The organism is Acidovorax sp. GBBC 1281, from assembly GCF_028473645.1.
Lineage (GTDB): Bacteria > Pseudomonadota > Gammaproteobacteria > Burkholderiales > Burkholderiaceae_C > Paracidovorax.
Genome location: NZ_CP097269.1, coordinates 5,134,952 through 5,149,233, shown reverse-complemented (window position 1 = coordinate 5,149,233; position 14,282 = coordinate 5,134,952). Strand labels below are relative to the sequence as shown.

9 protein-coding genes are annotated in these 14,282 nt (G+C 68.9%); 7 read left to right on the top strand and 2 right to left on the bottom strand.

What is annotated here, in order from left to right; genetic code table 11:
* Positions 1-23 precede the first annotated feature (23 nt).
* From kdpF to M5C96_RS24090, 7 genes are all read left to right on the top strand, one after another.
* On the top strand, positions 24-122 hold the full coding sequence (gene kdpF, locus M5C96_RS24120; protein WP_272565812.1) for a K(+)-transporting ATPase subunit F: 99 nt from the start codon (positions 24-26) through the stop codon (positions 120-122).
* A gap of 1 nt (position 123) precedes the next feature.
* Positions 124-1,929 (top strand): potassium-transporting ATPase subunit KdpA, encoded by a 1,806-nt coding sequence (kdpA, locus tag M5C96_RS24115; protein ID WP_272565810.1) that lies wholly within the window; start codon positions 124-126, stop codon positions 1,927-1,929.
* 9 nt (positions 1,930-1,938) lie between these two features.
* Entirely contained in the window at positions 1,939-4,035 is a 2,097-nt protein-coding gene (kdpB, locus tag M5C96_RS24110; RefSeq protein ID WP_272565808.1) for a potassium-transporting ATPase subunit KdpB, read from the top strand.
* 21 nt (positions 4,036-4,056) lie between these two features.
* Positions 4,057-4,629 (top strand): potassium-transporting ATPase subunit KdpC, encoded by a 573-nt coding sequence (gene kdpC / locus M5C96_RS24105; protein ID WP_272565807.1) that lies wholly within the window; start codon positions 4,057-4,059, stop codon positions 4,627-4,629.
* 68 nt (positions 4,630-4,697) lie between these two features.
* Positions 4,698-7,460, top strand: a complete 2,763-nt coding sequence (locus M5C96_RS24100) for a DUF4118 domain-containing protein (protein WP_272565806.1) — start codon at positions 4,698-4,700, stop codon at positions 7,458-7,460.
* Positions 7,457-8,167: a two-component system response regulator KdpE gene (kdpE, locus tag M5C96_RS24095; RefSeq protein WP_272565805.1), complete on the top strand. Its 711-nt coding sequence runs from the start codon at positions 7,457-7,459 to the stop codon at positions 8,165-8,167. The genes M5C96_RS24100 and kdpE overlap by 4 nt, the downstream gene beginning before the upstream one ends.
* Before the next feature lie 163 nt (positions 8,168-8,330).
* On the top strand, positions 8,331-9,482 hold the full coding sequence (locus M5C96_RS24090; protein ID WP_272565804.1) for a pectate lyase family protein: 1,152 nt from the start codon (positions 8,331-8,333) through the stop codon (positions 9,480-9,482).
* Between the two features lie 41 nt (positions 9,483-9,523).
* On the opposite strand, the gene M5C96_RS24085 is transcribed toward M5C96_RS24090, so the two are convergent.
* Complete coding sequence (locus M5C96_RS24085) at positions 9,524-12,697, bottom strand: CusA/CzcA family heavy metal efflux RND transporter (RefSeq protein WP_272565803.1); 3,174 nt, start codon at positions 12,695-12,697, stop codon at positions 9,524-9,526.
* Between the two features lie 9 nt (positions 12,698-12,706).
* Entirely contained in the window at positions 12,707-14,281 is a 1,575-nt protein-coding gene (locus M5C96_RS24080; RefSeq protein WP_272565801.1) for an efflux RND transporter periplasmic adaptor subunit, read from the bottom strand.
* Between the last annotated feature and the right edge of the window lies 1 nt (position 14,282).

Below are 14,282 nucleotides of genomic sequence, written 5' to 3'. Positions count from 1 at the left end.
GACGGCCCCAAGGGAGCATCGCGGTGATCGCGCTCGACGTGCTCTACGGCTTCGGCGCCATCGTGGCCGTCGTCCTGTTCGCGTACCTGGTGTTCGCGCTCATCTGCGCCGAGGAGTTCTGACATGGACGCGTCCGCCTGGGGCCTGTTGGCCCTTTTCCTTCTCGTGCTCCTCGTGCTGGCCTGGCCCCTGGGCCGATGGCTGGCCGCGATCTGCGATGGCCGGCTGCCGCAGTGGATGCACCGCGCCGAGTCACCGCTGTACCGCGTGGCCGGCGTGCGGCCCGAAGAGAGCATGCACTGGCGCCACTACGCGCTGGCCTTGCTGGCGTTCAATGCCATCGGCGCCGTGGTCGTGTACGGCCTGCAGCGCCTGCAGGCCTGGCTCCCGCTCAACCCGCAAGGCATGGCCGCCGTGTCGCCCGACTCGGCTTTCAACACCGCGGTGAGCTTCGTCTCCAACACCAACTGGCAGGGCTATGCGGGCGAGGGCACCATGGGTTACCTCACGCAGATGCTGGGGCTGTCGGTGCAGAACTTCCTGTCGGCGGCCACGGGCATCGCCGTCGCTTTCGCGCTGGCCCGGGGCTTTGCCGCGCGCCGCACCGACGGCCAGGGGCTGGTGGGCAACTTCTGGGCCGACATGGTGCGCATCAACGCCTGGGTGCTGGTGCCGGTGTCTCTGGTGATCGCCGTGTTTCTGGTGGGGCAGGGCGTGATCCAGAACTTCTCGCCGTCCCGGGACGTCGCCACGCTGGAGGCCACGGCCTACCAGAACCCGAAGCTGACGGCCGACGGGCAGCCCGTGAAAGACGCGGCCGGCAACCCGGTGACGGAGAGCGCAAGCACCGCCACGCAAACGCTGGCCATGGGGCCGGTGGCATCGCAGGAGGCCATCAAGATGCTGGGCACCAATGGCGGGGGCTTCTTCAATGCCAACTCGGCCCATCCGTACGAGAACCCCACGCCGCTGACCAACTTCGTGCAGATGCTGGCGATCTTCCTGATCCCCGCCGCGCTGTGCTTCACGTTCGGCCGGGTGGTGGGCGATCCGCGCCAGGGCCTGGCGATCCTGGCGGCCATGACGTTGATGTTCGCCGTGGCGGTGGCCGTGGTCATTCCCGCCGAGCAGGCCGGCAACCCGCGCATCGCCGCGCTGGGGGTGGACCAGGCGGCGACGGCGCTGCAGTCCGGCGGCAACATGGAGGGCAAGGAAGTGCGCTTCGGCATCACCGCATCGGCACTCTTCGCCGCCGTGACGACGGCCGCCTCGTGCGGCGCGGTGAACGCGATGCACGACTCGTTCACCCCGCTGGGTGGGCTGGTGCCGATGGTGCTGATGCAATTGGGCGAAGTGGTCTTCGGCGGCGTGGGCACGGGCCTGTACGGCATGCTGGTGTTCGCCATCCTCGCGGTGTTCATGGCGGGGCTGATGATCGGCCGGACGCCGGAGTACCTGGGCAAGAAGATCGAAGTGCGCGAGATGAAGCTCACCTCGGTGGCCATCCTCGTCACGCCGATCCTGGTGCTGGTGGGTGCCGCAGTGGCGGTGATCGCCGAGGCCGGCAAGGCGGGCATCGCCAACCCGGGTGCGCATGGTTTCTCCGAAATCCTCTATGCCCTCACCTCGGCCGGCAACAACAACGGCAGCGCCTTCGCGGGCCTGTCCGCCAACACGCCGTTCTACAACGTGCTTCTGGCGCTGGCGATGTGGTTCGGGCGCTTCGGCGTGATCGTGCCGGTGCTGGCCATAGCAGGCTCGCTCGCAGCCAAGAAGCGGCTACCCGCCACGTCGGGCACGCTGCCTACGCACGGCCCGCTGTTCGTGGCGCTGCTGATCGCCACGGTGTTGCTGGTGGGTTTGCTCAATTACGTTCCGTCCCTGGCGCTCGGCCCCGTCGTGGAACACCTGATGCTATGGACCCAGTGAGGCCTTGATATGACTACCCCCAAGACATCCATTTCTCTGTCGCTGTTCGATGCGGCGCTGGTCAAGCCCGCGCTGTGGCAGTCGTTCGCCAAGCTCGATCCCCGCGTGCAGTGGCGCAATCCGGTGATGTTCATCGTGTTCATCGGTAGCCTGTTCACTACCCTGCTGTGGCTGCATGCGCTCACCGTGCCCGAGGACACGGGCATGCGCCCAGCCTTCGTGCTGGCCATCGCCGTTTGGCTGTGGTTCACCGTGCTGTTCGCCAACTTCGCCGAAGCGCTGGCGGAAGGGCGTAGCAAGGCGCAGGCCGCATCGCTGCGCGGCCTGCGCAAGGACACCTGGGCCAAGAAGCTCGCCGAGCCGCGCCATGGCGCGACCTTCCTGCCCGAGCAGACCACCAACTTGCGCCGCGGCGACGTGGTGCAGGTGGATGCGGGCGACGTGATTCCGCTGGACGGCGAGGTCATCGAAGGCGTGGCCTCGGTGGACGAAAGCGCCATCACCGGCGAATCCGCGCCGGTGGTGCGCGAGTCGGGCGGGGACTTCTCGGCCGTCACGGGCGGCACCCGGGTGCTGTCGGACTGGCTGGTGGTGCGCGTGACGGTGAACCCCGGCGAGTCGTTCCTGGACCGCATGATCGGCATGGTCGAGGCCGCCAAGCGCCAGAAGACGCCCAACGAGGTGGCGCTCACCATCCTGCTGGTGGCGCTCACCATCGTGTTCCTCGTGGTCACCGTGACACTGCTGCCGTTCTCGATCTTCAGCGTGGGTGCGTCGGGAGCGGGCACGGTCGTGTCGCTCACCGCGCTCGTGGCGCTCCTCGTGTGCCTGATTCCCACCACCATCGGCGGCCTGCTGTCGGCCGTGGGCGTGGCGGGCATGAGCCGCATGATGCAGGCCAACGTGATCGCCACCTCCGGACGCGCGGTGGAGGCCGCGGGCGACGTGGATGTGCTGCTGCTGGACAAGACCGGCACCATCACGCACGGCAACCGGCAGGCGAGCGCTTTCCTGCCGGCGCCCGGCGTGGCCAAGGAGCGCCTTGCGCGCGCCGCCATGCTCGCGTCCCTGGCCGATGAGACGCCCGAGGGCCGCAGCATCGTCGAGCTGGCGCGCCGCAGCGGCGTGCCCGACGAGGCCGCGGCGCCCGGCGTGCGCCTGGTGCCCTTCACGGCGCAGACGCGCATGAGCGGCGTGGACCTGCCCGCCACGGCCGGCGCGCCCGAGGTGGCGTTGCGCAAGGGCGCGGTGCAGGCCATGGTGCGCCACATCCAGGCGCTGGGCGGCAGCGTGCCGGCCGAGGTGGTGCGCGCGGCCGACGACGTGGCGCGGCGCGGCAGCACGCCCCTGGCGGTGGCCGAGGGCGCCCAGGTGCTGGGCGTCGTCGAGCTCAAGGACATCGTCAAGACCGGCATCAAGGAGCGCTTCGCCGAGCTGCGGCGCATGGGCATCAAGACGGTGATGATCACGGGCGACAACAAGCTGACCGCCGCGGCCATCGCCGCCGAGGCGGGGGTGGACGACTTCCTGGCCGAGGCCACGCCCGAGGACAAGCTGGCGCTGATCCGCCAGTACCAAGCCGAGGGCCGCCTGGTGGCCATGACCGGCGACGGCACCAACGATGCACCGGCACTGGCCCAGGCCGACGTGGCCGTGGCCATGGGCAGCGGCACGCAGGCCGCCAAGGAGGCCGGCAACATGGTGGACCTGGACTCCAACCCCACCAAGCTGCTGGAGGTGGTGGAGACCGGCAAGGCCCTGCTGATGACGCGCGGCTCGCTCACCACGTTCTCCATCGCCAACGACGTGGCCAAGTACTTCGCCATCATTCCGGCGATCTTCGTGTCCACCTATCCGCAGCTGGCCGCGCTCAACGTGATGCGGCTGGCGAGCCCTTCCTCGGCCATTTTGTCGGCGGTGGTGTTCAACGCGCTGGTGATCGTGTTCCTGATCCCGCTGGCGCTCAAGGGCGTGCGCTATCGCCCGGTGGGCGCCGCCGCGCTGCTGCGCCGCAATCTGGCGATCTATGGCCTGGGCGGGCTGGTGGTGCCGTTCATCGGCATCAAGCTCATCGACTGGGTGCTGGTGGCCGTGGGCCTCGTTTGAACTGTGCAAGGAAGCATCGACATGACCAAAATCCTCCGTCCCGCGCTGACTCTTTTCGTGCTGCTGAGCGTGATCACGGGCGTTGTCTATCCACTCATCGTCACGGGCGTGGCGCAGGCCGCGTTTCCGCAGCAGGCCGCGGGCAGCCTGGTGCTGCGCGGCGGGCAGGCCGTGGGCTCGTCCCTGATCGGGCAGAACTTCACCGACCCGAAGCACTTCTGGGGCCGCCCCTCGGCCACCGCGCCCATGCCCTACAACGCCAGCGCGTCGGGCGGCTCCAACCTGGGCCCGCTGAACCCCGCCCTCACGGAAGCCGTCACCGCGCGCGTCCAGGCGCTACGCGAGGCCGATCCCGGCAATGCCGCGCCCGTGCCGGTGGACCTGGTCACGGCTTCCGCCAGCGGGCTCGACCCGCACATCAGCCCCGCCGCCGCGCGCTACCAGGCCAGTCGCGTGGCCAAGGCGCGGGGCTGGCCGGTGGAGCGCGTGCAGGCCCTGATCGACGCGCACACCGATGCCCCGTTCCTGGGGCTCCTCGGTGACCCGGGCGTGAACGTGCTCGCCCTGAATCTCGCGCTCGATGCCGAGCGGTGAGCCCCATGGCGCGTGCGCCGATCCCGGCGCAACGCCCGCCACAATAGGGCCCACACGTTGCTTCGCCCATGCCTGACATCGCCCGCCCGGACCCCGATGCGCTCATCGCTCAGATGCGCGCGGAGGAAGAGCGCACCCAGCGCGGCAAGCTGCGCATCTACTTCGGTGCCAACGCGGGCGTGGGCAAGACCTGGTCGATGCTGAGCGCGGCGCAGCGCGAGCGCAAGGCGGGGCGCGACGTGCTCATCGGGGTGGTCGAGACCCATGGCCGCAGCGAGACCGCCGCGCTGGTCGAGGGCCTGCCCGTGCTGCCGCTGCGCAGCCTGGACCACCGGGGCCGCCAGCGCACCGAGTTCGACCTCGACGGTGCGCTGGCGCGCCAGCCGGCCGTGCTGCTCGTGGACGAACTGGCGCACTCCAATGCGCCCGGGTCCCGGCATGCCAAGCGGTGGCAGGACGTGCAGGAGCTGCTCGCCGCCGGAATCGAGGTGTGGACCGCGCTCAACGTCCAGCACCTGGAAAGCCTGAACGGCACCGTAGGCGCCATCACCGGCGTGCGCGTGCACGAAACCGTGCCCGATACGGTGCTGGACGAAGCCGACGAGGTGGTGCTGGTCGATGCCACACCGGACGAACTGGCCGCGCGCTTGGCCGCCGGCAAGGTCTACCTGCCGCAGCAGGCCGAGCGGGCGGCGCAGAACTTCTTTCGCAAGGGCAACCTGATCGCGCTGCGCGAGATCGCGCTGCGGCGCACGGCCGAGCATGTCGAGGACGACGTGCGCGGCTGGCGCGTGGAGCAGTCCGGCGCGGGCGGCGACCGCGTGCCACCGGCCTGGAACACCTCCGGCGCCTTGCTGGCCTGCGTGGGGCCCGGCGAGGATGCGGCCCAGACGGTGCGCACCGCGGCGCGGCTGGCCGGCCAGCTCAATGTGCGCTGGCACGCCGCCTATGTGGAAACGCCGCGGCTGCAGCGGCTCGATGCCCGGCGCCGGGACCGCGTGCTGGCCGTGCTCCAGCTGGCGGAGGGCCTGGGCGCGGAAACCGCGGTGCTGACCGGTGGCGAGGTCGCTCCGGTGCTGGCGGAGCATGCGCACCGGCTCAACTGCGCCACGCTCGTGGTCGGTCGCCCGGCCCAGGCCGCCGGCTGGCGGCGCTGGTGGCCCGCACGGCCCGTGGCGCAGGTCCTGGCCGCTTCGGCCCCGGCCCTCGACATCGTGGAGGCCGGGCGCGCCGGCAGTTCGCGGCGACTCGCGCAGGCGGACTGGGGGCGGGCCGGCACCGAAGCGCTCGACAGCGAGGAGCGCCAGCCGGCCCGCTGGCCGGGCTTCGTGTGGTCACTGGCCGTGAGCGTGGCCGTCACCTTGCTCACCCACCTGCTGTCCGGGGTGTTCGAGCTGGCCAACATCGTCATGCTGTACCTGCTCGGGGTGGTGGGCGTGGCCATGCGGTTCGGCCGGGCGCCGGCGGCCCTCGCGGCGCTGGTCAACGTGCTGGCGTTCGATTTCTTCTTCGTCTCGCCGCGCATGTCGTTCGCCGTGAGCGACGTGCAGTACCTCGTCACCTTCGGGGTCATGCTCATGGTGGGGCTGCTGGTGGGGCAGCTCACCGCGGGGCTGCGCTTTGCTGCGGGCGTGTCGGCGAGCCGCGAGCGGCGCGCGCAGTCGTTGTTCGACCTCACGCGCGAACTGTCCGCAGCGCTGCAGGTGGAGCAGATCACCGCCATCGGTGCTGCCGCGGTGCAAAAGCATTTCGGCGGGCGCGCGGCGGTGCTCGCGCTGGACGAGAGCGACCGTCTGACCATGCCCGAGGGGCTGCCACCCGGATTCGACGCGAACGTGGCCGACTGGACGCTGCGCCAGGGCCAGAGCGCCGGCTTGGCCACGGCCACGCTGGCCGCACAGACCTGGCGCTACGTGCCGCTCAAGGCACCCATGCGCGTGCGGGGCGTGCTGGCGCTGGAGCCCGTGCAGCCGCGCTGGCTGCTGATCCCCGAGCAGGCGCAGCAGCTCGATACGCTGGCCCGGCAGATCGCCATCGCCCTGGAGCGGGTGCACTATGTGGACGTGGCGCAGCGCGCGGTGGTGGACATGGAATCGGAGCGCCTGCGCAATGCCCTGCTGGGCGCCATTTCGCACGATGTGCGCACCCCGCTCACCGCGCTGATCGCGCTGGCGGAATCGCTGCCCGCGCAGTCGGCCGAAGGCCAGGCCGAGGCCGGCCGCGCCATCGTGGCGCAGGCCCATCAGCTGCACGCGCTGGTGAGCAACCTGCTCGACATGGCACGGCTGGAGAGCGGCATTGCCGGCGGCAGCGTGAACCTGCGGCGCGACTGGCAGTCGGTCGAGGAGGTGGTGGGCACCGCGATCCGGGCGGCACGCCCTGCGCTGGGGCGCTTGCCGGTGGTCACGCACCTGCCGGCGGACCTTCCGCTGGTGGAATTCGATGCCGTGCTCATCGAGCGGGTGCTGGTCAACCTGCTGGAAAACGCCGCCAAATACGGCGCGCCGCCCATCGAGGTGTCCGCCAGCACCACGCCCACCACGCTGCGGCTGGCCGTGCGCGACCATGGGCCGGGCCTGCCGGTGGCGCTGCGAGGGCAGGAGCACACGCTGTTCGAGAAATTCACGCGTGGCCAGTCGGAGTCGGCCACGCCCGGCGTGGGCCTGGGGCTGGCCATCTGCAAGGCGGTGGTGCAGGCGCACGGCGGCGACATCTCCGCCGCCAGCGCCGAGCGCGGCGGGGCGGAGTTCGCCGTGACCCTGCCGCGGCGCGACGAGCCCCCGCTTCCCCTGGACGACCCCTTGGAGCCCGGTGCGCCGGAAATGCCATGACCCTGGCCTTGCGAACGGTGATCGTGATCGAGGACGAGCCGCAGATCCGCCGCTTCGTGCGCAGTGCGCTCGAAGCCGAGGGTTGGCAGGTGCATGAGGCGGCCACGCTGCGCGAGGGGCTGTCGGCCGCCGGCACGCGGCAGCCGGACCTGCTGGTGCTCGATCTGGGGCTGCCCGATGGCGATGGCGTGGGGCTGATCCGCGACGTGCGCAGCTGGTCGGCGGTGCCCATCATCGTGCTGTCGGCCCGCACCGACGAGGCCGACAAGATCGCAGCCCTGGATGCGGGCGCCGACGACTACCTCACCAAGCCGTTCGGCACCGGCGAGCTGCTGGCGCGTGTGCGCGCCAACCTGCGCCGCCCGCGCGCCGCCAGCGGCAACGGGCTCACCCCGGTGGCCGAGGAGCCCGTGTTCCGCTTCGGCGACATCGAGGTGGACCGGAACGCTCGGGTGGTGCGGCGCGGCCATGCCGAGGTGCACCTCACGCCCACCGAGTACCGCATGCTGTCCGTGCTGGTGGCCAATGCGGGCCGCGTGATCACGCAGCGGCAGCTGCTGCGCGAGGTGTGGGGTCCCATGCGTTCGGACCAGAACCACTACCTGCGCATCTACATGGGCCACCTGCGCCAGAAATTGGAGGCGGACCCGGCCCAGCCGCGCCATCTGCTGACCGAGACCGGCGTGGGGTATCGGCTCGCCGTGTGAGCCCCGCATCCAGGGGCCGAGTTCGCTTGGTCGGCAGGTGCTTCGGGTCGGTGCGACGAGGACAGGGCTGCGCGTTGCCACAGTCACGGGGTGAATGGCCGTCCCCGCGCCAGAGGGGCCGGGGTTCGTGGCGCTCTGTTCTTCCGATCCAAAGGACTCCATCGTGATTCAACGCTCTCTCGCTGCACTCTTGATCGCCGCGCTTTCCGGCGCGGCGCATGCCGACAACACCACCGACACGGCACCGCCCGACGGCTGGGCCAGCCAGGGCGGCGGCACCACGGGCGGCGCGGGCGCCACGGCGAAGTACCTGAGCAAGGTCAGTTCGCCATCCCAGTTGAATGCCGCGCTCAGCGCGGGCGGAGCCCAACCGAAAATCATCGTGGTGTACGGCACCATCGACATGGCCGCCGCGGACAACGGAGGGCCTTTCACCAGCCGGGCCGATCAGGCTGCGCGCAACCTCATCACGATTCCGAGCAACACCACGTTGATCGGGGCCGGAAGCGATGCCCGGATCGTCAACGCCTCGATCCTGATGAAGCGGGTTTCCAACGTCATCCTGCGCAATCTGACCATCGTCGCTCCCTGCGATTTGTCGCCGGTCTGGAGCAGCAGCGAGGGGCGGTGGAACTCCGACTTCGATGCGGTCACGATCTACAGTTCGCAACGCATCTGGGTGGACCACAACCGGTTCACCGACGCGCCCGTCACCGACGATCAGGCACCCATCGAAAAGGGCCAGCCCCAGCAATGCCACGACGGTGCGCTGGACGTGATCCACGCGAGCGACTACGTGACGGTGTCCAACAACGTGTTCGACCGGCACGACAAAACCCACCTGGTGGGCGCCTCGGACAGCAGCACCGACGAGGAGGGCCATCTCACGGTGACCTTCCACCACAACCTCTACAGCCAGGTCGTGGAGCGCGCGCCCCGCGTGCGTTACGGCAGGGTCCACGTGTACAACAACTACTACACCGGCAGCAAATCGGACGCGCCCTACAAGCACAACTACAGCCTGGGCGTGGGCTACAAGGCGCAGATTCTCTCGGAGAACAACGTGTTCGAAGTGCCCGGCGCGGCCACCTGCGCCGATGTGGTGAAGAACCCTGGTGGGGCTTCCAGGACGGGTGCCATCCGCGATACCGGGTCGCTGCTCAACGGCGTTGCGCTCGGTCTCGCAGCCCAATGCGGCTTTGCTGCAGCGGGCTGGACGATTCCTTATGCGGGCGGCTACACCCTGGACGCCGCCTCGAGCGTCAAGGCGAAAGTGCTGTCCAACGCAGGCCCCGGCAAGCTGACGGTGAACTGAGCGAGGCCCGCCGGCCCGCAGAGGCCGGCAGGCAGGCGTGCTCAGGCCGTAGACGGCAAGTGGGCGGCGGCTTGGGCAACCTCTTCTTCGCTGCGCCGGTGCACGATCCGGTACAGCAGCGGCAGCACCAGCAGCGTGAGCGCGGTCGAGGACAGAATGCCGCCGATGACCACTGTGGCCAGCGGCCGCTGCACCTCTGCTCCGGTGCCGGTGGCAATGGCCATGGGAACGAAGCCCAGCGAGGCCGCCAGCGCCGTCATGAGCACGGGCCGCAATCGGGTGAGCGCCCCCTCACGGATGGCAGTGTCCAGCAGCATGCCGCCCTCGCGCAGGCCGCGGATGAAGGAGATCATCACCAGCCCGTTCAGCACGGCGACGCCCGACAGCGCGATGAATCCGACCGCGGCCGAGATCGAGATCGGGATGTCGCGCAGCCACAGTGCCACGATGCCGCCGGTGAGGGCGAACGGGATGCCGGTGAAAACGACCAGCCCGTCCTTCACATTGCCGAACATGGCGAACAGCAGCGTGAAGACCAGCAGCAGCGCGACCGGCACGACCACCTGCAGGCGCTGGGTGGCCGACTGCAGGTTTTCATACTGGCCGCCCCACGCTGTCCAGTAGCCCGCCGGGATCTGGACCGCCTGCATGGCCTGTTCCGCTTCTGCCACGAAGGAGCCCAGGTCCCGGCCCCGCACGTTGGCACTCACGACGATTCGGCGTTTTCCGTCCTCCCGGCTGACCTGGTTGGGGCCTGGTGCCAACTGCAGCGTGGCCACTTCGCTCAGCGGGATGAAGCGGGCGCGGGCGTCTGCGGCGTCGCCGCTGCGAGGCAGTGCGACCGGCAGCCGCTGGATGGCCTCCAGGTCGGTCCGGATGTGCTCGGGCAGCCGCACGAGGATGCCGAAGCGCCGGTCGCCTTCGAAAAGGGTGCCGGCCTCGCGCCCGCCCACGGCAATCGACACGGCCTCCTGGACATCGCCCACATTCAGTCCGTAGCGGGCGGTCTTGGCGCGGTCGATGTTCACCGTCAGCACCGGCAGGCCGCTCGTCTGCTCCACCTTGACCTCAGTGGCGCCATCGATGCGGTTGAGCACTTCTGCGACCTTCTGGGCGGTCTGGTCGAGCACGGCCATGTCGTCACCGAAGATCTTCACCGCCACATCGCTGCGCACGCCGGAGATGAGTTCATTGAACCGCAACTGGATGGGCTGTGAGAACTCGTAGTTGTTGCCCGGCAGTTGCTCCACCTCGGCCTGGATGGCCGCAAGGAGCTGCTCTCGCGACCGGGCCGGCGCAGGCCAGGTGTCCTGCGGCTTGAGCATGATGTAGGCATCCGAGATGTTGGGCGGCATCGGGTCCGACGCGATCTCGGCCGTTCCGGTGCGGGCAAAAACCCGCTCGATCTCGGGAAACTTCGCCTTCAGCGTGCTCTCCAGTTGCTGCTGCATCGCCACCGACTGCGACAGGCTGGTGCCGGGAATGCGCAACGCCTGCATGGCGAAATCGCCTTCACCCAGGCTGGGCGCGAACTCGGTGCCCAGGCGCGTTGCCAGCAGGCCGGACAGCAGCACGGCCGCGAGTGCCAGTGCGATGACCACAGGCTTGGCGCCCATGGCGCGGTCCAGCAGCGGCGCGTAGGCGCGGCGGGCCCAGCCCATGAGCCGGTTTTCCTTCTCGCCCACCGTCTTGCCGATGAACAGCGCGACGGCGGCAGGAATGAAGGTGACCGACAGCACCATCGCACCGACCAGCGCGATGACCACCGTGAACGCCATCGGATGGAACAGCTTGCCCTCCACCCCCGTGAGCGCGAAGATCGGCAGGTACACGATCATGATGATGAGCTGGCCGAACAGCAGCGGCCGCCGTGCTTCCTGCGACGCCGCGAACACCTCGTGAAAACGCTCCGCCCGCGTCAGCGGCCGGCCCTTGTGCTGCTGTGCGTGGGCCAGGCGCCGCACGCAGTTCTCCACGATTACCACCGCGCCGTCGATGATGATGCCGAAATCCAGCGCACCCAGGCTCATCAGGTTGGCACTGATCTTCTGGTTCACCATGCCGGTGAAGGTGAACAGCATCGACAGTGGGATGACCATGGCCGTGATCAACGCCGCGCGGATGTTCCCCAGGAAGACGAACAGGATCACGATCACCAGCACCGCGCCCTCGAAGAGGTTCTTCTTCACGGTGGCGATGGCCTTGTCCACGAGCACCGTGCGGTCGTACACCGTCACCGCATGCACGCCGGCGGGCAGGGTCCGGTTGATCTCCTTCATCTTGCGGTCCACGGCCTGGGAGACCGTGCGGCTGTTCTCGCCGATGAGCATGAACACCGTGCCCAGCACGACCTCTCGGCCGTTGTCGGTGGCGGCGCCGGTGCGCAGCTCCTGGCCCAGCCCGACCTCGGCCACATCCCTGACGCGCAGCGGCACGCCGCCCGCATTGCCGAGGATGACGTTGCGCAGGTCGTCCATCGACTTCACCTGCCCGGGAGCGCGAATCAGGTATTGCTCTCCGCGGCGCTCGATGTACCCGGCTCCCACGTTCGCGTTGTTGCGTTCGAGCGCGGTGACCAGATCCCCCATCGTGAGGCCATGCGCCAGCAGCTTGTCGGGGCTGGGTGCGATCTGGTACTCCTTGGCATACCCACCGATCGAATTGATCTCGGTCACGCCAGGTACGTTGCGCAGTTGCGGCTTGATGATCCAGTCCTGGATCTCGCGCAGGTCCGTAGAGGTGTAGGGTTGGCCGTCCGGCTTGCGGGCCCCGTCCTGGGCTTCCACCGTCCAAAGGTAGATTTCCCCCAGGCCTGTCGATATGGGGCCGATGACCGGGTGAACGCCCTCCGGCATCTGGCCGCGGGCCGACTGGATGCGCTCGTTCACGAGTTGCCGCGCGAAGTAGATGTCGGTGCCGTCCTGGAAGATCACGGTCACCTGCGACAGCCCGTAGCGCGACAGCGAGCGGGTCTGCTGCAGCCCGGGCAGCCCCGCCATGACGGTCTCGACGGGAAAGCTCACGCGCTGCTCCACTTCCAGGGGGGAGTAGCCGGGCGCCGCGGTGTTGATCTGCACCTGGACGTTGGTGATGTCCGGCACGGCATCGATGGGCAGCTTCTGGTAGCTGTAGAGACCCAGGGCTGCCATGCCGAGCACGGCCAGCATCACGAGCCAGCGCTGCGCGATGGAAAACTGAATGACACGTTCAAACATGGTCCACCTTCAGTGCGAGTGCGACGCTGAGCTCTTGCCCTGCTGGGATTTCACGACGAAGCTGCCTGCCGCGGCATAGGCCGTACCGGCTGCCAACCCTTTGACGATCTCGACCCGCTGGCCATCCGTGCGGCCCAGTTGCACCGCCTGGGCAATGAAGCCGCCTTCGGCCCGGATGAAGACCACGGTCTTGTCATCGACGGTCTGCACCGCATCGGTTCGCACGGTGACCGGCGGTGTCGCTTCGGACGACACCAATTCGACCTCCACGAACAGTCCGGGCCGCCAGACCTTCTGGGGATTCGCCACCGCCACGCGGGCCGTGGCCATGCGCGTCTGCGCGCCGATCAGGGCGCCGACATAGGAGACCTCGCCCTCTGCCTTCGCATCGAACGCGGTGGAGCGCACGGTCACCCGTTCGCCCACGCGCACCAACGGCAAGTGTTGCGCGGCCACGCTGATTTCGGCCCACACGGTGGACAGGTCGGAGAGGGTGAAGACATTGGCGTCCTCCTTCACGGACTCGCCCAGCGACAGGTGCTTTTCGACCACCATGCCGTCGAAAGGCGCGCGCAGTTCATAGCGGCCCAGGGCCGATGCGGCAGGCGTGGCACCGATGGCAGAGAGCTTCTGCTGTGCATTGGCGACCGCGATCTGCGCTTCGCGCAGAGACTGCTGCGCCTGCAGGTAGTCCTGCTCCGGCGCGATTTTTTCCTCCCACAGCTTCTTCTCGCGCTCGTACGTGGTCCGGGCCAGTTCGGCCCGGCGCTGTGCGGTCTGCAGTTCGCTGCGCTGCTCCGACAGCGCCGGGCTCGACAGCACGGCCAGCACCTGCCCCTTGCGGACCTGTTGTCCGAGCTGGGCCGAGACGCTTTCCACCACGCCCGCCAGCCGCGGCACCACGTGGGCCGTGCGGTCCTCGTTGAATTTGATTTCGCCCGGCAACTGCAGCGTGGCACGGATGCGCGCCGGGCCCGCGGTGTCGATCGCAATGCCGGCGGCCTTGGCCTGCGCCTCCGTCAGGGGAATTTTTCCCTCTTCCTGGTGCAGCGTGAAGGCGTATGCACGGCCATCCTTCTGGATGGAGAGGACGATCTCGAACACATGCGGCTCCTCGATGGCCTGTACGCTCTTCAATCCCTCGCCATCGGCGGTGAACGACAGTGTTTCCCGTTCCCCTCCCGGTCGCGTCAGCGTGGCGGACAACTGGGCGGCATCCGCTTTCACCGGCTTGCCTTGCTCGGAAAGCCAGACTGCGAGATGCGGGGGGCCGCCGTCTTCCGACACTTTTGCCTCGAGGCTGAAGCCGTCTTCCGTGAAGCGCTGGCCCCCATGCGGTCCTTTGGCCGCTTCCTCCTCTGCGTGGGCATCCTGGCTGGCGCTTTTCTCACCGGGGGAGCCATGGGACGTTTCCTCCACATGGGACGCATGGCCATCTGCCTCGGCATGGCCGCCCTGGGAGGAGGCGGGGCTGCCCCGCAGGATCAGGGCGCCGGCGATCAGCGTGACCAACAGGATGGCGGCCACCACCCACCATTGGCGCTTGCCGGCTTTGCCGGTCGATGGGTTCAGTCGTTGGTTCATG